Raw genomic sequence first — 21,790 nt, 5'->3', positions numbered from 1 at the left:
CTAGTTTTCTACTTTTTGAGGAACATAAACATTACTACCAGGCTTCGCTTTCATTTCGTTCCAAGCAGCAATCGCATCAGCTTTTGCTTTCCCTTTATTATTTGGATCTTCGAAAAAGTCACGAGTAAAGCGATTGTATTCAAATTGTGCACCGATAGTTGTTTTGTATGTAGGGTCTTTTTTTCGTTCGTTTTCTTCATGCCAAAAAGCTATCGCGTCTTCATATGTTTTTCCAACATTCTCTTTGAAAAATTTTTGAAGAGCTACTGTAAAGCTGAAGTTTGTTCCGATTTTTTCTTTGAAAAAAGCACGAACATCTTCGCTACAGCGGTGATTGTTAGTAATAATCGTTTGAAGAGAAAGGTCTTTATAGGATAGGGAAGCTTTACTCACCTTTTGAACAGAGCTGTTTTTTAATATTTTACCAGTAGTTAAATAATGTGAGATACGCTCGGTTATTTCGATCTTAGAGCCACTAGCTGGCAACCCATTCTCACGACAAAATGTTTGGAGTTCTGCTTTTAGCCAATAATAGTTTTGGAAATCTTCAATTGATATAGACTTTGTTAAAGGTGGACGCATGAATGTAACAACTACTTTCTTCCATAATTTTCTTCAATTATAAAACATATGTTCTTTTTATGGAAGGGTTAATTTGTAAATATAATGGGAAGAGGAGATTGCATATGGAAAATGTAATGCAAGTTCGTGTTACAGGAATTTTAATTGAAGATGAAAAGGTATTGCTAGTAAAGCAAAAAGTGGCTAATCGAAATTGGTCTTTACCTGGAGGAAGAGCAGAGAATGGCGAAACGTTAGAGGAAGCAATGATTCGAGAAATGAGAGAAGAGACAGGGTTAGAAGTTAACATTCAGAAGCTACTCTATGTTTGTGATAAACCAGATGCTCGCCCGTCTTTATTACATATAACGTTTTTGCTTAAAAGGATTGAAGGTGAAATTATGCTACCTTCTAACGAGTTTGATCATAATCCAATTCATGATGTGCAAATGGTGCCGATTAAAGATTTAAGTCATTATGGTTTTTCGGAAACTTTTATCAATCTTATAAGTGAAGGTTTTGTAAATGCAGGGAGTTATCAAGGTTTGAAACAAAATATAGGTCTGTAAATATAGGGGAAGGATAGCCGTTCGCTATCCTTCATAACATGTTTTAAACTGCTGACTGTAAAGAAGAAACAAGCTGATTTAAAAATTCATCTCCGCTCATAATTGCTTTCCCGCCACCGCGAGCACTCTTCTTATTTCCGCCACCTTTTCCTTCGATTGTAGGAAGAGCGTCTTTTAAAAGAGCATTCATATCGAGTGATACTGATTTTCCGCAAGCGAGAATACATTGTAGTTTGTCATCATTTTCGATGACGAAATACGTAATTGCATGCTCTTGTTGTTCTGTAATAATAGCGGAAAGCTTTGCGATTTCTTGCATAGAACGATTTGTAAATACTTTAGAAATAAGTATGCCGGCATGTATTTCCGTAGGGTGTTGAAGTAGTTCATTTGCCTCTGCAAATAATAATTTTTCATTCATTGTTTGTATTGCTTTTTCGTTTTCTTTTTGAGAAGTAAGCAGTTGCGCCACTTTTGTTGGAATATCAGTTTCGCTACTGTTTAATTGTTTGGAAACATTCTTTATAATTTGTTGTTGCTGCCCTATTAATTTAAGTGTGCGCCAGCCAGCGATAAACGTTAGTCGTATGCAACCTTTATTGCGTTCCCATCCTAGTACTTGAATAGGACCTACTTCACCAGTACGTTTCGGGTGTGTTCCGCCACAGCCGTTATAATCAAAGTTTTCGATCATAACAACGCGTATATTTTCTGTCATAGTCGGTTCTTTACGAAGGGGCAACGTTTTCGCTTCTTCTAAGTTCATCCACTGGATGCGGATTGGATGGTTTTGAAAAACAATTTTGTTTGCAATTTGTATTGCTTTTTCAACCGTTTCTGCATGAAGATTTTCTGTTTCTAAATCAATTGTTACTGTTTCTTTACCAAGATGGAATCCAATTGTAGGTATGTTAAAATGGTCCCAAAAGGCAGCAGATAAAATGTGCTGAGCCGCATGTTGCTGCATATGATCAAAACGGCGCTCCCAATTGATTTTACCTTCTACGTCTTCTGTATGTAATTGTTCTGCAATGTAATGACGAATTTCTCCGTTTATCTCTTCTACATTGATTACATTGATATCATTTAATGTACCAGTATCATATGGTTGTCCGCCACCTGTCGGATAAAATGCTGTTTCATTCAAAACAACGTATAAGTTACCGTCTTTATCATAATCTTGCTTTATAATTTTAGTAGTAAAGTCTTGCTTATAAGCGTCAGTGTAATATAATTTGTGCTCCAATTTTCTTTCTCCTCTCGCATTAACTAGTTTCATTGTAAAGCAATTGAAATTAGTTTCCTAATATTTCAGAAGAAAGAAACTATTTTTAGAATTTTCTTGCTATAATAAGAAAAAGAAAATGCGGGGGTGGAATGAATATGTTATATGAAAACGGCGTAGATAAACTGCTTAGTTTAAGCAGAAATATTTCTGAATTATATCGAGAATTAAATGAAATGACCCGGATTTTAACGGATTGTAATCGAGAAAGTGTGAAGTTTGATCGGTTATATGTAAAAGAGTTACTTTGGAAGAAAGAAGATGTAATAGAGAAATATGACCAGCTACTTGTACAACTTTGTATTAACGAATGCTTTGATCTAAAAAGTGTCATTACAGGGGAATATAAGTATACATATGAAGAAGTAGAAAACATAGTTTTACAATTTAATGAAAAGTATAATGTCGCAATCTTAATTAAAGATGTGTGTAAAGAATTACAGTTCACATATGGAATTGATATGGACATAACGAGAACAACTCGGGTATCAACAGCTCAAGTATAGAAAAAGGAAAAGAAAGCAGATCCTTTGCTTTCTTTTTTTTGTGAAAATAGAGAGAGTAGGTTTAACGATGAAGGGGAAGTTACAGCATATTCATCCGCTTGGAATGAGTATTATTTTAGGGACATTGTTTGCTAGGTTTGCAACTTCAATGAGTATCCCTTTTTTAGCGATTTATTTAACGACTGTTAAAGGTGTATCAGCTGGAATGACTGGTGCTATTATCGGAACGAGTGCACTTGTTGGTGTTTTTGCTAGTTTTATCGGAGGGAATTTATCAGATCGATTTGGCCGGAAAAGGATTATGCTCTGGTCCATGATCGTTTGGATTTTTGTGTTTATAGGTTTTTCACTTGCGGATCATGTTTTAAGTTTCTTTTTATTAAACGCTTTAAATGGATTATGTAGGTCGTTTTTTGAGCCAACATCAAGAGCATTATTATCAGATTTAACAAAGCCTGAGTATTGGTTACTCGTCTATAACTTACGATACGGTGCAATAAATGTTGGAGTTGCTATTGGACCAATTGTTGGATTACAGATTGGAAGTGCAAAATCAACAATTCCTTTTTTAATAGCAGCTGGGGTATATATTCTATATACAGCTATATTAGCGTTCCAATTTAAGAAGTATCCAATGGAAAAAAAGAAAGTGAGTACAGAAAAACCTGTTACAATGTTAAATGCAATGCGTATATTGCGAAAAGATATAGTATTTTTAGTTGCTTTAGTCGGTATTATTTTGAGTAATTGCGGTTTTTCACATTTAACGACGACAGTATCTCAATATTTTGCAAATGCACATATATTTGAGGATGGAGTGAAGCTATTCTCATATATGCTCGCTTTAAATGCAATTGTTGTAGTGATTATCCAATACCCTGTTATTCAAATGTGCAAAAAATACACACCATTAGCATCCATTATGGTTGGAACTTTATTTGTGAGCGGAGGATTGTTTGGATTTGGAGTAGTAGAATCTATGCTAGGTGCTGCCGTCTGTACAATTATTTTTACAATTGGAGAAGTCTTAATGTTTTCAATGACGGATGTATTTATTGATGATATTGCTGTTGCGCATCTAAAAGGAACATACTTCGGTGCGATGGGTTTCTCGGGAATTGGAGCAGTAATAGGTCCATGGTTTGGAGGAGTACTTCTCGATTACTACGGGTACCAAAATGGGTTTGCAATATTTTCAGCACTAGCTATATTTTCAACTGTGGCATTTCCTGTGCTTTTAGTTACAAAAGGTTTATCGAAAAAAAGATATGATAGAAATTCTAATATAGAAATGCATGCGAAATAACATAAGCCCCAGTAACCAACTGGGGCTTAGTGTGTATTATATTAACTCTTAATTTAAAAAAAGAACTTTCTTTTCATGCTTATCAGCAACTTCATTATTTTGTTCAGTTACATTTGGTACATCTGTTTCCAAAATGTATTCTTGTTCCGTTTCGCAAAGGTCAATATGAATTTGATTTGGGAAACTAAAGTTACTACAAGAGTCAGAACAAAATTGATCCATCCATTCTTCGAAACCATCAACATGAAAAAGACAATCCTTCTTTTTCTTGCCCATGTAAGACACCCTCCGTAAAATCTCAATTCATACTATGTTATGCATGAATGAAGTAGGGGTGAAGAATAAATGGAAAAATATAAACATTGTATGTGGAAAAGATAGCTAGTGTGCACTTTTTGTTTTACATATCATGATGCGCATGATGTTTTTGGCGTGAATGGTTACGGTTTTTTACTTTATGAGATCCGCTTAATGGTTCAGGTTGTCCTTTTTTTTCTTTCGCTTCACGATTGTTTTTTCCCATTGTATGTGACACCTCCTTCCTCTTTAGAATGAGAGAAGTTTGCAAATTTATACGAGAATGTTTTTAGAAAAAAAGGTAAAGATAAATGGGACTAACTATTATGGAAAGGGGATTATATAATGCCATATAAAGATAAACAACAAGCGTTCCAAGCAGCTCAGCAAGGTGTTACACAAGCAGAAAATGCATTTAACAACATTGTAAAAAATGATCCAAACTACGGTCATGATTTAAAAGAATTACGCCAAGAGGTTCAGGAAGCGTATGAACAAATTCAAAATGCACTAGAAGTAGCTTCAGAAACACAACGCCCACAACTTGAGCAATACGAAAATAACCTTCAAAATATTATGCAGCATGTAGATCAATTAGAAAAGTAAATGAGGTTGTTGTGTATTCGACAACCTCATTACTTTAACGAATATTATGCTAAAACAGAAAATTTTTCTACTCGTTTTTTCTTTATTATGCGCAGTACATATATTTCAAGTTGAAAAAGTGGAAGCGAAAATGTTGCTCAGAAAAGAGCTAGAACCAACTGGCTATGTAACATGGGAAGTACCTAATAATGAAAAGATTATTGCTATTACATTTGATGATGGACCGGATCCAACTTATACACCACAAATTTTAAATTTATTACGTCAATATAAAGCAGAAGCGACATTTTTTATGATTGGATTTCGGGTTCAGCGTAATCCATATTTAGTGAAACAAGTGTTAAAAGAGGGACATGAAATTGGAAATCATACGATGAATCATTTGTATGCGAGTAATTCATCAGATGAAAAATTAGAAAATGATATTTTAGATGGAAAGAAATTTTTCGAAAAATGGGTGAAAGAACCTTTGCTATTCCGTCCACCGGGTGGATATATTAACGATGCTGTATTTAAAACAGCGAAAGAAGCTGGTTATCAAACTGTTCTATGGTCGTGGCATCAAGATCCACGTGATTGGGCAAATCCAGGGGTTGAATCCATTGTAAATCATGTAGTGAAAAATGCAAAAAGTGGTGATATTGTATTGTTACATGATGGGGGAAATAATCGTAGTCAAACAGTAGCAGCGCTAGCAAAAATTTTACCTGAACTGAAAAAGCAGGGCTATCGATTTGTAACGGTTTCGGAATTGTTACGTTATAAACATTAGAAAAAATCCCAAAAGGTGAATGCTCCTTTTGGGATTTTTCGTTACTGGTTCTTTTTGCGTTTCTTATTATTTTGTCGTTCTGCAGCAGTTAAGTTTTCATTTGCAAACTCTTCGTTATAACCAGCACCTTGTCCTTGTGCAGATGCCGCATTCATTCCTGAAATAGTATGATTTGCTTTTCTTTTACCCATTTTATTTCACCTCTATAACTTTTTTTGTAAGTTGCATGATGAGCAGTTCATAGTATGTATGAACTGTAAAGAAAGCGCTAATAGAGCACTTTACTTTATGGTAATAGTATTCATAAGGAACATGAACACTATTCAAATTTAGAAACATAAAGAAAACTTATGATAATCTATAAGTTTCTTATTATTTACTTATTTAGAAAGTTGTAATAAGATATTATCGTAAGGTATTGAAAAGTTTGTCTACATTTTATATTCAGACAACTTAGTCACGTTTAACAGGGGGGAAACATAATGGTCAAACATAATCCATTTCAATCACGCGCAACTTTTGAAGTAGATGGAAAAACGTATCATTATTATGATTTGAAAGCGCTTGAAAACGCAGGGGTTGGCAACGTATCTCAATTACCATATTCCGTGAAAGTTTTACTTGAATCAGTACTTCGTCAAGTAGACGGACGTGTAATCACAGAAGAGCATGTTACAAATTTAGCGAAATGGGGAACGAAAGATGTGCAAGATATCGATGTTCCATTTAAACCATCTCGTGTAATTTTACAAGATTTCACTGGTGTTCCAGCTGTTGTTGATTTGGCTTCGCTTCGTAAAGCAATGGCAGACATGGGTGGGGATCCTGATAAAATTAATCCGGAAATTACTGTAGACCTTGTAATCGATCACTCTGTACAGGTTGATAGAGCGGGTACGGCAGACGCGCTTGCATTCAACATGGACTTAGAGTTTAAACGTAATGAAGAACGTTATAAATTTTTAAGCTGGGCACAAAAATCATTTGATAACTACCGAGCAGTTCCACCAGCTACAGGTATTGTCCACCAAGTAAACCTTGAATATTTAGCACCAGTTGTTCACGCGGTGAAAAATGCTGAAGGTGACTTAGTTGCATACCCAGATTCATTAGTTGGAACAGACTCACATACAACAATGATTAACGGTATCGGCGTTCTTGGTTGGGGCGTTGGTGGTATTGAAGCAGAAGCAGGAATGCTTGGACAGCCTTCATACTTCCCAGTACCTGAAGTAATCGGTGTAAAATTAACTGGTACACTTCCAAGTGGTACTACAGCAACTGACGTTGCATTAAAAGTAACACAAGTATTACGTCAAAAAGGTGTAGTTGGTAAATTCGTTGAGTTCTTCGGTAATGGACTAAAGAGCATGCCTTTAGCTGACCGTGCAACAATTTCAAACATGGCACCAGAATATGGCGCAACTTGTGGATTCTTCCCAATCGATGATATTTCATTAGAATACTTACGTTTAACAGGTAGAGATGAAGAACAAATTCGCGTTGTTGAAGAATACTGTAAAGCGAACGGCTTATTCTATACAGCAGACAGCAAAGATCCAATTTACACTGATCTTGTTGAAATTGATTTAAATACAATTGAATCTAACCTTTCTGGACCGAAACGCCCACAAGATTTAATTCCACTTTCAGATATGAAAGATGCGTTCCACAAAGCTGTTGTAGCACCAGTTGGAACACAAGGACTTGGATTTAATGAGCAAGAGTTCGATAAAGAAGTGAAGGTTACATTAGAAGATAAAGAAGTAACGATGAAAACAGGTGCAATTGCAATCGCAGCAATTACAAGCTGTACAAATACATCAAACCCATACGTATTAATTGGAGCAGGTCTAGTTGCGAAGAAAGCAATTGAAAAAGGACTTGTAGTACCTGAGTACGTAAAAACATCATTAGCACCAGGATCTAAAGTTGTTACAGAGTACTTAGATAAGTCTGGTTTAACAACATATTTAGATCAATTAGGTTTCCAAACAGTTGGTTACGGCTGTACGACTTGTATCGGTAACTCTGGTCCATTAGCGCCAGAATTAGAAGAAGCAATCGCAGCAAACGACTTACTAGTAACATCTGTTTTATCTGGTAACCGTAACTTTGAAGGTCGTATTCATCCACTTGTAAAAGCAAACTACTTAGCATCACCACCACTTGTTGTGGCATATGCACTTGCAGGTACTGTTGATATTGACCTGAAAAATGATGAAATCGGTAAAGATGCAAATGGCAATGCTGTTTACTTCAACGATATTTGGCCATCAGCTAAAGAAATTGAAGATGTAGTTCAAAGCGTTGTTACATCTGAACTGTTCAAGAAAGAATATGCACAAGTATTTAACAGCAATGAGCGCTGGAATGAAATCCAAACTTCAAACGAAGCTTTATATACTTGGGATAATGATTCAACATATATTCAAAACCCACCATTCTTTGAAGGTTTATCTAAAGAGCCAGGTGAAGTTGAAACATTATCAGGCCTACGCGTAGTTGGTAAATTTGGTGACTCTGTAACGACAGACCACATTTCACCAGCAGGTTCAATCGGTAAGCATACACCAGCTGGACGCTACTTATTAGAAAACGGCGTACAACCAGTTGACTTTAACTCTTACGGTTCTCGTCGTGGTAACCATGAAGTTATGATGCGTGGTACATTCGCGAACATCCGTATTAAAAACCAAATCGCACCAGGAACAGAAGGCGGATATACAACATATTGGCCAACTGGTGAAGTAACATCTATCTATGATGCTGCTATGAAATATAAGGAAGATGGAACAGGTCTTCTAGTTGTTGCTGGTAAAGATTACGGTATGGGAAGTTCTCGTGACTGGGCTGCGAAAGGTACTAACTTATTAGGTATTAAAGCAGTAATCGCAGAAAGCTTCGAACGTATTCACCGCAGTAACTTAGTGTTAATGGGTGTACTACCACTTCAATTTAAAGATGGCGAAAGTGCTGAAACGTTAGGTCTTGTTGGTAACGAGTCATTTGAAATTCAAATCGACAAAACAGTTAGACCGCGCGATCTTGTAAAAGTAGTTGCAACTGATGCAGATGGCAACGAAAAACAATTTGAAGTAGTAGCTCGTTTCGATAGTGAAGTTGAAATTGATTACTACCGTCACGGTGGTATTCTGCAAATGGTTCTTCGTGAGAAAATTGAAGAGTCAAAAGTGTCGAACTAAACAATTGAAATGAATGATAAGGAAGCTAACAATTGTTAGCTTCCTTATTTTATGGAAAGGGATGAAACCATTTGGTTTCATCCCTTTCTTTTTACTACGAAAAGTGGAGGGAAAGTCATGAAAGAATATAAAAGAATATTGTTGCCGTTACGAAAAGAGAAAATATTAGTACTGGCAGCTGTATGTAGTGGGATAATTGCTGCCATTTTAAATTTATCACGCCCAATTTTCATGGGATTAATTGTAGACAATCTTATTCAAAGGGAGCTAAAAGGTACGTATTTATATATAGCTTTGTTTGCGGGTATTCGCTTTTTAATGTGGACGAACAATCTTTTATTTGATTATATAAGCTCAAAAGCCAGTCAACGTATATTACAAACGAAACGTATAGAATTATTGCGTCACTATTTCTCATTACCGTTTGAAGAGAGTGAGAAGATTAAGCAAGGAGAGTTAGAAACTTTGGTCGTGTCTGATATTCCGAACTGGGTCAGGTTATATGGCTCTATATTAATAGAATATATACATGCCATTGCGCAATTTATAGGTGCGTTCATAGCACTACAACATATAGATATACAGTTCATATTGTGGATAACTCCGTTTTTATTTTTAAGTGCAACGGTTCCGATGTTGTTTGGGGAAAAGGTAAGAAATATCGCAAGCGTTGCTCAAAAAAATCACTCAAGTGTTGTAGAGATGGTGTCACAGTTTGTAAAGGGAATACAAGATTTGCGGAGTTTACAAAAAGAAAAATGGGCAATTCGCTTATTTAAAAGAGTAACGGCACAATCGTATAAATCGGAAGTAAAGAAGACGATGATGCAACATTGTATTGGAGTAGTTGGAACGGTGATTGAAACAGGAGCATATATCCTTGTTCTCATTATAGGTGCACAAAAAATAATGAGGAGAGAAATAGAAGTTGGTTCACTCATTGCAGTGTTAGCGACAATTGAGATGCTCTTTTTCCCAGTCCGTTATGTGGGCGATTTATTAATGATGACACAAGTTGCAGTCGCTTCGGCAAATAGAGTTTTTTCCTTTTTTGATAAAAGAGTGGCAGATAGTAATGTAGAAAGAGCGATGGGGATGATAATAACAAATGTCTCATTTCAGGAAAATAATGAAGAGAAATGTAGAATTCATAATATTGATTTGCAAATTCAACCTGGTGAACTCGTTATGATTGTAGGAAGAAAGTGGTGCAGGAAAAACGACGCTTTTAAAATTAATGACAGGTTTGTATAAACCATCTAACGGTAGCATTACTTATTATGGAAATGAGGCTCAATTGACTGCAGTGTGGCAAGAACCTCGTTTCTTTCGGGTGACAGTAAAAGAGAATATGTATTTTGGGGAAGAGAGGCTAGAAAACGAGTTAGAAAAAAATGCTGAACTTGTCAATGTAACGCCGATTATTAGGGGGTTACCTGAAGGTCTTCAAACTGTACTACATAAAAGCGGTGAAGAGTTTTCAGGGGGAGAAAGAAAACGCCTTGCATTATTGCGAGCAATTGTTTCAAAGCCTCATCTTATTATTTTAGATGAACCGACCGCGGGATTAGATCCGAACAATCAAGAATTTTTTTGGAATATGATAGAAGAACTAGGAAGCGATGTAACGAGAATTGTGGCAACACATGATGTCGAGAGGGCGATGATAGCGGATTGGGTTGTTGTCATGAATAATGGAATTGTTGTGGAATGTGGGGATCCTAGAGAGTTATTAACATATAAATCATTTTTCAAAAAGATGTTAATAAAAAGATAAGAGCGACATAATGCTCTTATCTTTATTCATTCTTATTAAGTTGATACGTATAAGATTCAGTATCGTTAGTACTAAACTCTTTCATTAGAGTCAGTTGGTTTGTATCTGGATTATATTTGAAAATTTTGACCGTATGTTCGCTACTTAGAGATGGATTATATTCTTGAATGGCAAATGTATTTTCAGCAACCTGTGTCATATTACTGGTCGAAACATTTTCTATAGAATCGTGATTTGTAGAAATTTCAACGACTTGTTTGCCGTTAAAAAATAAAAGAACAATCACTAAAACAACTAAATATATTCGTATATATCGAAGTTCTTTGCAAATTGGATGTTCTCCCAAAACAGTCATCCTTTCTATAATTATTCTGTAGTAGTGATGGTGGTCGTCGTGAAGAAAGTAAGAACACCGAGGCCTGCTAACAGGATAAATGAAATTAAAGCGATATAGAGACAAATACGTCCAACTTGTTTTTTTTCAGGGTCTTTACTAAATAGTGAGATAATCCATGTGATAATTCCGATTGGGGAAAATATAAAACTAAGAATATATAGAAGTATTTTTTCAAATAAATTCATGAGAGCTCCTTTCATTGTAAAATATTATATTTATTTCTAATTATATGATGGAAAGGTAAATATTTCATCGCAGTTATAAAAATTCTGATTATTTAGAATGTGAATATTTCCAAGCTTGTCCGTATAAGCTAAAATAAGGTATATAGTATTTTGATGAATGTGTTAAAAGAAGATAATACGTTAGGGTGATATAAAATGTGGCGGAAGCTTACGATTATTGTAGTGTTACTTTGTTTAGCGGGATATGCAGCTTATGAACAGTTTGGTAATAAAGAGCAGGCGGTAAAAGTGAAGCAAGAAAAAAGTGAAGCTGCGATGAAAGAGATTATTGCAAGGAATGGTATTGAAATAGGGAAGAGTGCACCAGACTTCGAATTAACGAAGTTAGATGGAACGAATGTAAAGCTATCAGATTTAAAAGGAAAGAAAGTGATTTTAAACTTTTGGGCAACGTGGTGTGGACCTTGCCAACAAGAAATGCCGGATATGGAGGCTTTCTATAAAGAACATAAAGAAAACGTAGAAATTTTAGCAATCAACTATACGCCTTCAGAAAAAGGTGGGGGGGCAGAAAAGGTAAGCAATTTTGCTAAAGAAAAAGGAATTACTTTTCCTATTTTATTGGACAAGAACATTGATGTGACAACAGCGTATAAAGTAATTACGATTCCAACTTCGTATTTTATAGATACAAAAGGTGTCATTCAAGATAAGTTTATTGGGCCGATGACGCAAAAAGAGATGGAGAAAAGGGTTGCTAAATTAAAATAATGGTGAAAAGGTAGAGGGGGAGAGTTCCCATTTCTGCCTTTTCTTTTTCAAGTAGTAATAACTTCATGATATGATGTAAGAAATATAATCGTTTAGAGATAAAGGAGTGTATGGAGTGGGGAATGTATCCTTACCGTTAGATTATGTTGTAATTGATTTTGAAACAACAGGATTTAACCCTTATAATGATAAAATTATTCAAGTTGCAGCGGTGAAATATCGTAATCATGAACTCGTAGATCAATTTGTTTCATACGTGAATCCAGAGCGGCCAATTCCGGACCGAATAACGAGTTTAACCGGTATTACCAATTATCGTGTTTCAGATGCACCGACGATTGAAGAGGTATTACCTTTATTTTTAGCATTTTTACATACAAATGTTATTGTGGCCCATAATGCTTCTTTTGATATGCGCTTTTTGAAAAGTAATGTAAATATGCTTGGGTTGCCTGAACCTAAAAATAAAGTAATTGATACTGTATTTTTAGCGAAGAAATACATGAAGCATGCGCCTAATCATAAACTTGAAACGTTAAAGCGAATGCTTGGAATTCGTTTAAGCTCTCATAATGCATTTGACGATTGCATTACGTGTGCTGCTGTTTATCAAAAGTGTGCAGCTATTGAAGAAGAAGGGAAACGAAAAGTAAATAAGGTTATGCTTGATGAAACTGCGGTATATGAAGCGGTGAAAGAAATACTTGCATGTAATAAACGTAATGTAGAATGGCTACGTTGTATGAACGTAGGAAGTTATTTAGATATAAAAGCTTTTTATCCAGTTATGAGAGTAAAGGTAAAAGGACGAAAGAAATATGTATTAACAGAGATATTAGAAGAAGATGTGAAAGAAATATGTACAAGCTTAAAATGTGAACCAGCGTTAAAAAGTGAAGTTGGTAATACGAGAATTATGCTTAATAGCTTAGAGGATGTTATGAGATTAGAAAGTTATATTTTAGAGCAGTATGATTTTGTATTACAGGCGCTTCATGATTATAAAGAAAATGAAATGAATGCAGATGAAAAGTTGAAAGAGTATTTAAATATTATGGTATAAAAAACTCCGTGTGCAATATATTGTACACGGAGTTTTTTTAGGAGTACTAAAACATAAAATTTTCTTACAAATCTGATTAAAGAGTTTTTCGTTTGCTCATACTATGTAATAAGAAAGCGAAGGAGAGAGGGTGAACAACATGAGAAGAAGTCGCCGTAAATCGTTTGAAGAACTTGTAAATGAAAATAAACAACAATTATTAAGCGATCGTGATGCAATTGATCGCATTGAAGAGCGCATTGAAAAACGTTATGAAATGAAACTTTTTAAGCAAGCTGAATAATTCTTAACACTAGTATGATACTAGTGTTAAGGAGGCGATAGTAATGGGTAATCCGAAAAAAAATTCAAAAGACTTTGCACCAAATCATATTGGAACACAATCGAAAAAAGCTGGTGGAAATAAAGGAAAGCAAATGCAAGATCAAACAGGTAAACAACCGATTGTTGATAACGGTTAAAAAGGAGAATGTTATCATTCTTCTTTTTCGTAATCGTAAAATTTTCAACGAGTAAACGCCAATTTTGTGGGAATGGTAAACCGATTTTCCAGTAACTAATACCACCTATACCTTGTTCTTTCATTAAATTGAATTTACTTTGAACAGACCGTGAATCTTCAAACCAAACTTCGTGTTGCACGCCGTTTTCATCAAAATAATTAAAATGAGGAGCTTGGGCTGTGAAATCATAACGAATAGGGACATTATATTTACGAGCTAGTGCAACAGCTGCGACAGAGCTAATTGCTTTTGCGGGTGGATTTCCTTGTTTAAATGGAAGCTTCCAATCAAACCCGTATAAATTTTGCCCCATCATAATTTTTTGGGGAGGCATTTGAGATTTTGCATATTGAAGTACTTCTTTCACCGGACCGATAGGAGAAATTGCCATCGGTGGCCCGCCCTGCCATCCCCAGTCATATGTCATAATGACGACGAAATCAACAATTTGCCCTTGCGCTTTATAATCGTGAGCTTCGAAAAATTTTCCCTTTTGATTTGAACTTGTTTTCGGTACGAGAGTTGTGCTCAATGTGTACCCGCTAGGTAAGCGTGTTTTTACATTTCGTAAAAAGCGATTATACGCCTCGCGGTCTTCAGGTGCTACACTCTCGAAATCGAAATGAATGTCTCGCATGCCATATTTTTGAGCTGTTTGCAAAATGTTAGTAATAAATTTGTTTTGAATCGTTGCGTCGCGTAAAATAACCGATGTTAGATCGGCACTGAAATTACCATTTTCAATATTTGTAATAACGAGCATAGGGATTGTTTTACCCTGCGTTGCAATATTAGCGATTTTAGCTGTTTCAGTAGGTTCTTTTAATGTGCCATCTCTTTTTGCCTCAAAACTAAAATAAGCTAAGTATGTTAAAAATGGATTGATGGCACGTGTAGCATTAACTAAACTCTCTTTAATCGGTATAGTGGAAGGCTGTAAATAAGCGATGGATTCTACAGCTCGTTTTGTACCTTTTGGTACGTATAATTGTTGTCCGACATGGAGAATAGATTTTAAAGATAAATTATTAACTTTAGCTAAACTAGCGAGGGGGACATTATATGTTTGAGAGATTCGATATAGGCTGTCACCAGGCTGTACATAATAATTATTCCCTTTCGTATTAACGATAAGTGCCTGACCAACAACGAGCGTTTCAGCTGGATTTAATCCATTGTCTTTTACTATTTCGTCAGGTGTTGATCCATATTTTGATGCCAAGCTATATACGCTATCACCACTACGAACCGTTACAATTTGAATCATATGCTTGCTCCTTTCGGGAAAAGATTCACTATTTTTATTTTATTTTTGATGTCACTGTATTATGATTAAATGTATGCAAGGTAGCAGAAGTGAAAGAAGGCGAATACATATGTTTGTAGCAGAACATGAAGTTGAAATCCGTTATGCGGAAACAGATCAAATGGGTGTTGTTTACCATTCAAACTACTTAGTGTGGCTTGAGTTAGGTCGCACGAAACTTATACAAGATTTAGGTTTTTCATATGTTGAAATGGAGAAAGAAGGAATTATTTCTCCTGTGTTAGATTTACAAATTTCATACCGTAAAGCGATGCGTTACGGAGAAAAAGCAATCGTAAAAACATGGGTAGATACTGTGAGCCCACTTCGCGTTGTATATGGATATGAAATATATAATGGTGATGGTGAACTTTGTATTACTGCAAGTACAACGAATATTTGTGCGAAAAAAGAAGGGTTCCGCCCTGTATCATTTAAAAAGTTATATCCTGAGTGGTATGCGAAATATGAGGAAATTAAGAAAAAATAAAAAAGCGTGGCAGAAGCCACGTTTTTTTATTTTTCATAATTAAATTGTGGGAAGTCGTCACCTTCGTTAAGTGTAACAGATAAATTATGTCCATCGAAGAACCATTCATCATCGCCTTCAATAAAGAAGTTAATACCTTCTTCTTGAATTTGAACAGCAGGATGTGCAGGATCATCTTTACGAATACCTAAAGAAAGTCCTTTTTGCACAGTACTGCAACCACCGTATTGTACGAAAAAGCGTAGTGTTTCATTTGATTGTAAGTTTAATTCATTTTTATACCATTGTGCTGCTTCTTTTGTTACGGAAAGATTCATGTATAGTTCCTCCAAATTATGTTGCTTTTTCTTTAGTATAAAAAATAACGCAAAAAGACGCTATTAATATGCTTCACGTTTTCTTTTTGCGTTATGTGGGTTACGATCTTATTTTTGCTTTTTTGAAAAGTTTGCTTTTGGTTCAGTTTTATTTATAATTCGTCCGATATTTGCACGGTGTTTATAAATAACCATACCTGTTAATAAACACATCGCAATAATGAAGATTTTATCCCCGCTAACAATGGATGCAATAACAGCAACAACTGCTGTTACCATAGAAGAAAGTGATACGTATCTTGTTGTAAATAAAAGGGTGAAAAATACAACAGCCAATATTGCAAAAACAACTGGTGAATAGCATAATAGCACCCCAGCAGAAGTTGCAACTGCTTTACCACCGCGGAATTTCGCGAAGATTGGATAGACATGTCCAAGAACAGCCGCTAACCCGAACCATAGTGGATGAATATCTAATCCGAAAATCATTGGTAGACTTGTTGCTAATGTCCCTTTTAAAATGTCAGCAATTGTAACGGTAAAACCTGCTTTTTTCCCTAATGTGCGGAATGTGTTTGTTCCGCCTAGATTACCGCTCCCGTGCTCACGAATATCGATTCCGTAGCCGATTTTTCCAACAACTAGTGCAAATGGAATCGAGCCAAGTAAGTAGGCAACGATAAATAAAAGATATGTAGTAACCATAAGTTCAGTCTCCTTTATTCAAATGTGTTGATAAAGGGTAAAAAGAGTTTTTCCCGTATATTGTACCATACATTTGTAAAGAGCACATTTCTTTTTTGTAAATGAAAAATTCATTATTTCGTGAAAAAAATTTCACAGTAATGTTACATTTCTCACAGAAACAGTAAGACTATATGTAGTAACATTTTAATCAAAAGATAACAACATATTGGTGGAGGGTTATAAATGTTACAAAATAATACACGTGGAGAAGAATTAATGAAAGTGTTTGAGACAATAGTCCACGGCAATGAACAAGATTTGATGCAAGAAAATGCAAATGTAGACGGCCGCTCTCCAATGGGCGTAATGGGAACGTTCGCATCTGAGAGTGCAAAATATTATGCTGTTGAGAATTTATTGTCAGATCAAGTGAAAAAAGCGATAAATGAAAATATATTATATCCACATGATTTAGATTTTTATGCAACAGGAACGACGACTTGTTCACAAATTCCGTTAGCGCAAATGCTTGCTAACGGTTTTCATACTGGACATGGACATATGAGACAACCGCAAGACATTAAAAGTGCAGTGGCTCTTTCGTCTATTATTTTTCAAGCGAATCAAAATATGCAGCATGGTGGTCAATCGTTTGCACTCTTTGATATTGATTTAGCACCTTATGTACGAAAAACAATTGAGAGACATAAAAAACGATTACAATCATATCCGCTTACGAAAGAACAAATAGAAGAATTTGCATGGAAAGAAACGGAAAATGATACGTATCAAGCGTGTGAGGCTTTCGTTCATAATTCGAATAGTATGCATAGTAGGGGCGGAGGACAAGTACCGTTTATTTCTATTAATTATGGAACAGATACATCAAAAGAAGGAAGAATGTTAATTAAACAACTTTTAAAAGCGACACAAGCTGGACTTGGTAAAGGAGAGACACCGATTTTTCCGATTCAAATTTTCAAGATGAAAAAAGGTGTGAATTTTGAAGAAAGTGATCCGAACTACGATTTATTTGAATTAGCATTAGAGACAACCGCAGAGCGATTATTCCCTAACTTTTCATTTTTAGATGCTCCGTTTAATGCAGTGCATTATGATGGAAGACCAGAAAGTGAAGTATGTTACATGGGATGTCGTACCCGTGTTATGTCTAATATACATGGAGAAGAAACAGCGATTGGTAGAGGGAATTTATCATTTACGTCTATTAATTTAGTGAAATTAGCGTTAATTAGTGGTTCAAAAGAAGCGTTTTTTGAAGCGCTAAACTATTATTTAGATTTAGGAATTAAGCAGCTATTAGAAAGATATGCGTATCAATGTACGAAGCGAGCAAGAGATTTTCAGTTTTTATATTCACAAGGTGTATGGCGTGGTGGAGAAACGTTGCAGCCTGAAGACTCCGTAGCCTCGATTTTAAAACAAGGGACGTTAAGTATTGGTTTTATCGGTCTTGCGGAATGTTTAGTAGCTTTAACAGGAAAGCATCATGGGGAAGATGAAGAATCATGGAAACTTGGGTATGAAATTATTTCCTTTATGAGAGATAGAATGGATAAAGCGACAGAAGAACATCAACTGAATTTCTCAGTAATTGCAACTCCAGCAGAAGGATTATCAGGGAAGTTTGTGAAAAAAGATAGAAAAGAATTTGGCGTGATTAGCGGCATAACGAACCATAATTACTATACGAATTCATTCCATATTCCAGTTTATTATAACATTCAAGCGATAAATAAAATTCGTTTAGAAGGTCCGTTCCATGCTCTATGTAACGGGGGACATATTACTTATATTGAACTAGACGGAGCAGCAATGCATAACAAAAAGGCATTAAAACAAATTGTACAAGCCATGGCAGAACATGGCGTTGGATACGGTTCAATTAATCATCCTGTTGACCGTTGTAAGTGCTGTAGTTATCACGGGGTTATTGGGAATGAATGTCCAAGTTGCGGGAATGAAGATGAGGCTAATATAGAAAGAATTCGCCGTATAACAGGCTATCTTGTAGGAGATATGTCAAAGTGGAATAGTGCGAAACGTAGTGAAGAGATAGATCGGGTGAAACATAAATGAAAGTGATGAATATTATTCATGATAGTGTAGTAGATGGAGAAGGATTGCGGACAGTCGTGTTTTTTGCGGGCTGTCCGCATCGTTGCGTTGGTTGCCACAATCCGAAATCGTGGAATATTTGCAACGGAACGGAAATGACAGTAGAAGAAATTGTGAAAGAGATTGCAAGTAATCCATTAACTGATGTAACATTTTCAGGTGGAGATCCATTTTTTCAAGCTGCTGAAGTGAAAAAGGTAGCAAAAATCGTGAAAGATTTGAAAAAAAACCTATGGATGTATACAGGTTATACGTTAGAAGAGATACAGAGTTCTCAAAATAATGATATGATAGAGTTGTTACATTATGGGGATGTTTTAGTCGATGGAAGGTTTGAAATTGAGGAAAAAGATTTAACACTTCCATTTCGCGGAAGCTCCAATCAACGTATTATTCGATTGAAAGAGTAAAAAGGCGGGATAGATTATATGAACAAAACGGTATTGCTTGTTGAAGATGAAAGAAGATTACGTGAAATTGTTAGTGATTATTTTCGTAATGAAGGCTTTGAAGTAATCGAAGCAGAAGATGGAAAAAAAGCGCTAGAGTTATTTGCAGAGCATGAAATTGATTTAATTATGTTAGATATTATGTTACCGGAAATAGATGGATGGTCTGTTTGTAGAAGAATTAGAAAAGAATCAGCAGTACCAATTATTATGTTGACAGCGCGTTCGGATGAGGATGATACATTGCTAGGTTTCGAATTAGGTGCAGACGAGTATGTAACGAAACCATTTAGCCCGAAAGTATTAGTAGCTCGTGCAAAGACGTTATTGAAACGTGCGGAGGGTGCGGTAGGAGTAGCGGAAGAAAATGCTATGTCTTTAGCTGGAATAGAAGTGAATCGTCTATCTAGAACTGTTTTAGTAGATGGAGAAGAAATTATATTGACACATAAAGAATTTGAACTTCTTGTGTATTTAATGGAGAACAAAGGAATTGTGTTATCACGTCAACATTTATTAGACCAGTTATGGGGATATGACTATTACGGTGATGACCGAACGGTTGATACCCATATTAAAAAACTTCGAAATAAGCTAGGAGATAAAGCGAAGCATATCGGTACTGTTATTCGAGTTGGTTATAAATTTGAAGAATAATCTAGAACGATTTGTGTAATTTAGCCTAGGGAAATGGTAATTTTATACTCTCTTTTGAAGGTAAAATGTACAAAAAATACTTTTTTTGTCTACAATGTTAGATAAGTGTATTTTTTTAATTGGATTTCACGATGAGTTCACAAGAAGGACACAAAACGTGACTATACTGAAAATACGAATTCACCAGAGAGGGGAAATAAAACATGGGATATTACGACGGACCAAATTTAAATGAAGAGCATAGTGAAACGAGAGAAGTGAGAAAATCAGGTAGTAAAAAAGGCTATTTCTTCACAGGTTTAGTGGGAGCTGTAGTCGGAGCGGTTTCGATTAGTTTTGCAGCACCATATATGCCATGGGCTCAAAATAATGGAGCGCCAGTATCATCATTTAGTTCGGATTCAAAAGTAGAAGGTACTGTAGTTCCTGTTGTAAATAAAGCGAAAAATGAAACTGATTTACCTGGTATGATTGAAGGGGCGAAAGATGTTGTTGTAGGTGTTATTAATATGCAACAAAGTGTTGATCCATTTGCAATGCAACCGACAGGTCAAGAACAACAAGCCGGTTCAGGATCAGGTGTTATTTATAAAAAAGCAGGAAATAAAGCATATATTGTAACAAACAACCACGTAGTAGATGGAGCAAATAAACTTGCTGTGAAGCTGAGCGACGGAAAGCAAGTTGATGCGAAATTAGTTGGTAAGGACCCTTGGTTAGACTTAGCGGTTGTTGAAATTGATGGATCTAATGTAAATAAAGTTGCCACTTTAGGTGATTCAAGTAAACTTCGTGCGGGTGAAAAAGCCATTGCAATCGGTAATCCACTTGGATTTGATGGAAGTGTAACGGAAGGTATAATCAGTAGTAAAGAACGCGAAATTCCGGTTGATATTGATGGGGATAAACGACCAGATTGGCAAGCACAAGTTATTCAAACGGATGCAGCGATTAATCCAGGTAATAGTGGTGGTGCATTATTTAACCAAAATGGTGAAATAATTGGGATTAATTCAAGTAAAATTGCACAACAAGAAGTTGAAGGAATTGGATTTGCTATTCCAATTAACATCGCAAAACCAGTTATTGAATCTCTTGAAAAAGATGGAGTAGTAAAACGTCCAGCTCTTGGAGTAGGTGTTGTTTCACTAGAAGATGTGCAAGCTTATGCAGTCAATCAATTGAAAGTACCGAAAGAAGTAACAAACGGCGTTGTATTAGGTAAAATTTACCCAATATCACCAGCTGAAAAAGCTGGTTTAGAGCAATATGATATTGTAGTAGCATTAGATAATCAAAAAGTAGAGAATGCTCTTCAATTCCGTAAATATTTATATGAAAAGAAAAAAGTAGGCGAGAAAGTAGAAGTTACATTCTACCGTAACGGTCAAAAAATGACGAAATCGGCTACTTTAGCAGATAATTCAGCTACAAAGAATCAATAATCGAAATAAAAGAAAGTCTCTTTCATATTGAAAGAGACTTTCTTTATCGGCTATACTAAAGGAATAGGAGGGACTAATTATGACAATTGAAAACCCAACTCGTACGGAAATTGGTGAAGTGTTAAAGAAAAGCAAAACAATTGCGGTTGTTGGATTATCAGATAAGCCAGAACGTACATCGTATATGGTTTCAAAAGCAATGCAAGATGCTGGATACCGCATTATTCCAGTTAATCCAACAGTAGATGAGGTGCTCGGAGAAAAGGCAGTTTCTTCACTAAAGGATATTAAGGAACACGTTGACATTGTAAATGTATTTCGTCGCTCAGAGTTTTTAATGGATGTTGCAAAAGAATTTGTAGAGATTGATGCAGATGTTTTTTGGGCACAATTAGGAGTACAAGATGAGGATACATATAAACTTTTAAAAGAAAAAGACTATACTGTAATAATGGATCGTTGTATTAAAGTAGAACATGCGATGACAAAATAGTAT

24 protein-coding genes and 3 pseudogenes are annotated in these 21,790 nt (G+C 35.6%); 17 read left to right on the top strand and 10 right to left on the bottom strand.

What is annotated here, in order from left to right; translation table 11 throughout:
• Nucleotides 1-582 carry a DUF6434 domain-containing protein gene (locus AC3WVZ_RS16630; protein ID WP_063220554.1) on the bottom strand — a complete coding sequence of 194 codons (582 nt, stop codon included), beginning with the start codon at nt 580-582 and terminating at the stop codon, nt 1-3.
• Nucleotides 583-686: 104 nt separating this feature from the next.
• On the opposite strand from AC3WVZ_RS16630, the gene AC3WVZ_RS16625 reads away from it, so the two are divergent.
• On the top strand, nt 687-1,130 hold the full coding sequence (locus AC3WVZ_RS16625; protein WP_000432568.1) for an NUDIX hydrolase: 444 nt from the start codon (nt 687-689) through the stop codon (nt 1,128-1,130).
• 43 nt (nt 1,131-1,173) lie between these two features.
• Here the strand turns inward: AC3WVZ_RS16625 and AC3WVZ_RS16620 are convergent, their stop codons facing one another.
• Nucleotides 1,174-2,376 carry an alanyl-tRNA editing protein gene (locus tag AC3WVZ_RS16620; protein ID WP_233935165.1) on the bottom strand — a complete coding sequence of 401 codons (1,203 nt, stop codon included), beginning with the start codon at nt 2,374-2,376 and terminating at the stop codon, nt 1,174-1,176.
• Between the two features lie 137 nt (nt 2,377-2,513).
• Between AC3WVZ_RS16620 and AC3WVZ_RS16615 the strand changes: the two genes are divergently transcribed.
• Both AC3WVZ_RS16615 and AC3WVZ_RS16610 read left to right on the top strand, forming a co-directional pair.
• On the top strand, nt 2,514-2,921 hold the full coding sequence (locus AC3WVZ_RS16615) for a hypothetical protein (protein WP_000965149.1): 408 nt from the start codon (nt 2,514-2,516) through the stop codon (nt 2,919-2,921).
• A gap of 67 nt (nt 2,922-2,988) precedes the next feature.
• Entirely contained in the window at nt 2,989-4,227 is a 1,239-nt protein-coding gene (locus AC3WVZ_RS16610; RefSeq protein WP_233935164.1) for an MDR family MFS transporter, read from the top strand.
• A gap of 96 nt (nt 4,228-4,323) precedes the next feature.
• Here the strand turns inward: AC3WVZ_RS16610 and AC3WVZ_RS16605 are convergent.
• Both AC3WVZ_RS16605 and AC3WVZ_RS16600 read right to left on the bottom strand, forming a co-directional pair.
• A pseudogene (locus tag AC3WVZ_RS16605) lies at nt 4,324-4,503 on the bottom strand (Hsp20/alpha crystallin family protein); the annotation flags it as partial.
• Nucleotides 4,504-4,627: 124 nt separating this feature from the next.
• Entirely contained in the window at nt 4,628-4,750 is a 123-nt protein-coding gene (locus tag AC3WVZ_RS16600; protein ID WP_000517649.1) for a small acid-soluble spore protein P, read from the bottom strand.
• A gap of 119 nt (nt 4,751-4,869) precedes the next feature.
• Between AC3WVZ_RS16600 and AC3WVZ_RS16595 the strand changes: the two genes are divergently transcribed.
• Nucleotides 4,870-5,130 carry a hypothetical protein gene (locus AC3WVZ_RS16595; RefSeq protein ID WP_233935161.1) on the top strand — a complete coding sequence of 87 codons (261 nt, stop codon included), beginning with the start codon at nt 4,870-4,872 and terminating at the stop codon, nt 5,128-5,130.
• Nucleotides 5,131-5,176: 46 nt separating this feature from the next.
• Nucleotides 5,177-5,902: a polysaccharide deacetylase family sporulation protein PdaB gene (pdaB, locus tag AC3WVZ_RS16590; RefSeq protein ID WP_002041622.1), complete on the top strand. Its 726-nt coding sequence runs from the start codon at nt 5,177-5,179 to the stop codon at nt 5,900-5,902.
• A gap of 41 nt (nt 5,903-5,943) precedes the next feature.
• Here pdaB and sspO read toward each other — a convergent pair whose 3' ends face one another.
• On the bottom strand, nt 5,944-6,093 hold the full coding sequence (gene sspO, locus AC3WVZ_RS16585; protein WP_000518051.1) for a small acid-soluble spore protein SspO: 150 nt from the start codon (nt 6,091-6,093) through the stop codon (nt 5,944-5,946).
• A gap of 291 nt (nt 6,094-6,384) precedes the next feature.
• On the opposite strand from sspO, the gene acnA reads away from it, so the two are divergent.
• A complete protein-coding gene (gene acnA / locus AC3WVZ_RS16580; protein WP_000238565.1) occupies nt 6,385-9,108 on the top strand; it encodes an aconitate hydratase AcnA in 2,724 nt (907 codons plus the stop codon).
• 117 nt (nt 9,109-9,225) lie between these two features.
• Nucleotides 9,226-10,885 (top strand): annotated as a pseudogene (locus AC3WVZ_RS16575) (ABC transporter ATP-binding protein).
• 22 nt (nt 10,886-10,907) lie between these two features.
• Here the strand turns inward: AC3WVZ_RS16575 and AC3WVZ_RS16570 are convergent.
• Nucleotides 10,908-11,240, bottom strand: a complete 333-nt coding sequence (locus AC3WVZ_RS16570) for a YmzC family protein (RefSeq protein WP_072770202.1) — start codon at nt 11,238-11,240, stop codon at nt 10,908-10,910.
• Nucleotides 11,241-11,251: 11 nt separating this feature from the next.
• Nucleotides 11,252-11,467, bottom strand: coding sequence for a hypothetical protein (locus tag AC3WVZ_RS16565; protein WP_001047911.1), 216 nt, complete (start codon nt 11,465-11,467; stop codon nt 11,252-11,254).
• Between the two features lie 195 nt (nt 11,468-11,662).
• Here AC3WVZ_RS16565 and AC3WVZ_RS16560 point away from each other — a divergent pair, with 195 nt between their 5' ends.
• The 4 genes from AC3WVZ_RS16560 to sspN all read left to right on the top strand — a co-directional run bounded on the left by AC3WVZ_RS16560 (nt 11,663) and on the right by sspN (nt 13,762).
• A complete protein-coding gene (locus AC3WVZ_RS16560) occupies nt 11,663-12,238 on the top strand; it encodes a redoxin domain-containing protein (RefSeq protein WP_000269082.1) in 576 nt (191 codons plus the stop codon).
• Between the two features lie 115 nt (nt 12,239-12,353).
• Nucleotides 12,354-13,301 carry a 3'-5' exonuclease gene (locus AC3WVZ_RS16555; RefSeq protein WP_061457590.1) on the top strand — a complete coding sequence of 316 codons (948 nt, stop codon included), beginning with the start codon at nt 12,354-12,356 and terminating at the stop codon, nt 13,299-13,301.
• A gap of 139 nt (nt 13,302-13,440) precedes the next feature.
• Nucleotides 13,441-13,584, top strand: coding sequence for an FbpB family small basic protein (locus AC3WVZ_RS16550; protein ID WP_001254699.1), 144 nt, complete (start codon nt 13,441-13,443; stop codon nt 13,582-13,584).
• Nucleotides 13,585-13,627: 43 nt separating this feature from the next.
• Nucleotides 13,628-13,762, top strand: coding sequence for an acid-soluble spore protein SspN (gene sspN / locus AC3WVZ_RS16545; protein ID WP_000527987.1), 135 nt, complete (start codon nt 13,628-13,630; stop codon nt 13,760-13,762).
• Nucleotides 13,763-13,784: 22 nt separating this feature from the next.
• Here sspN and AC3WVZ_RS16540 read toward each other — a convergent pair.
• Nucleotides 13,785-15,071 (bottom strand): annotated as a pseudogene (locus AC3WVZ_RS16540) (glycoside hydrolase family 18 protein); the annotation flags it as partial.
• Between the two features lie 109 nt (nt 15,072-15,180).
• Between AC3WVZ_RS16540 and AC3WVZ_RS16535 the strand changes: the two are divergent.
• Nucleotides 15,181-15,600, top strand: a complete 420-nt coding sequence (locus AC3WVZ_RS16535; protein ID WP_000495812.1) for an acyl-CoA thioesterase — start codon at nt 15,181-15,183, stop codon at nt 15,598-15,600.
• 26 nt (nt 15,601-15,626) lie between these two features.
• Here AC3WVZ_RS16535 and AC3WVZ_RS16530 read toward each other — a convergent pair whose 3' ends face one another.
• Nucleotides 15,627-15,917: a HesB/YadR/YfhF family protein gene (locus tag AC3WVZ_RS16530; protein ID WP_001054453.1), complete on the bottom strand. Its 291-nt coding sequence runs from the start codon at nt 15,915-15,917 to the stop codon at nt 15,627-15,629.
• A gap of 108 nt (nt 15,918-16,025) precedes the next feature.
• On the bottom strand, nt 16,026-16,622 hold the full coding sequence (gene plsY, locus AC3WVZ_RS16525; protein ID WP_233935159.1) for a glycerol-3-phosphate 1-O-acyltransferase PlsY: 597 nt from the start codon (nt 16,620-16,622) through the stop codon (nt 16,026-16,028).
• A 225-nt stretch (nt 16,623-16,847) separates the two neighbouring features.
• On the opposite strand from plsY, the gene AC3WVZ_RS16520 reads away from it, so the two are divergent.
• The 5 genes from AC3WVZ_RS16520 to AC3WVZ_RS16500 all read left to right on the top strand — a co-directional run bounded on the left by AC3WVZ_RS16520 (nt 16,848) and on the right by AC3WVZ_RS16500 (nt 21,787).
• Nucleotides 16,848-18,704: an anaerobic ribonucleoside triphosphate reductase gene (locus AC3WVZ_RS16520; protein WP_233935158.1), complete on the top strand. Its 1,857-nt coding sequence runs from the start codon at nt 16,848-16,850 to the stop codon at nt 18,702-18,704.
• A complete protein-coding gene (gene nrdG / locus AC3WVZ_RS16515; RefSeq protein WP_000867076.1) occupies nt 18,701-19,153 on the top strand; it encodes an anaerobic ribonucleoside-triphosphate reductase activating protein in 453 nt (150 codons plus the stop codon). The genes AC3WVZ_RS16520 and nrdG overlap by 4 nt, the downstream gene beginning before the upstream one ends.
• 18 nt (nt 19,154-19,171) lie before the next feature.
• Nucleotides 19,172-19,849, top strand: a complete 678-nt coding sequence (locus AC3WVZ_RS16510; protein WP_063220549.1) for a response regulator transcription factor — start codon at nt 19,172-19,174, stop codon at nt 19,847-19,849.
• A 203-nt stretch (nt 19,850-20,052) separates the two neighbouring features.
• Nucleotides 20,053-21,294, top strand: a complete 1,242-nt coding sequence (locus tag AC3WVZ_RS16505; protein ID WP_000542646.1) for a S1C family serine protease — start codon at nt 20,053-20,055, stop codon at nt 21,292-21,294.
• 79 nt (nt 21,295-21,373) lie between these two features.
• Nucleotides 21,374-21,787: a CoA-binding protein gene (locus AC3WVZ_RS16500; protein WP_000151390.1), complete on the top strand. Its 414-nt coding sequence runs from the start codon at nt 21,374-21,376 to the stop codon at nt 21,785-21,787.
• The last annotated feature ends 3 nt before the right edge of the window (nt 21,788-21,790 follow it).

The organism is Bacillus sp. CPT56D-587-MTF, assembly GCF_058792335.1.
The sequence above is the reverse complement of the archived record's forward strand: the minus strand, read 5'-3'. Positions and strand labels throughout refer to the sequence as shown.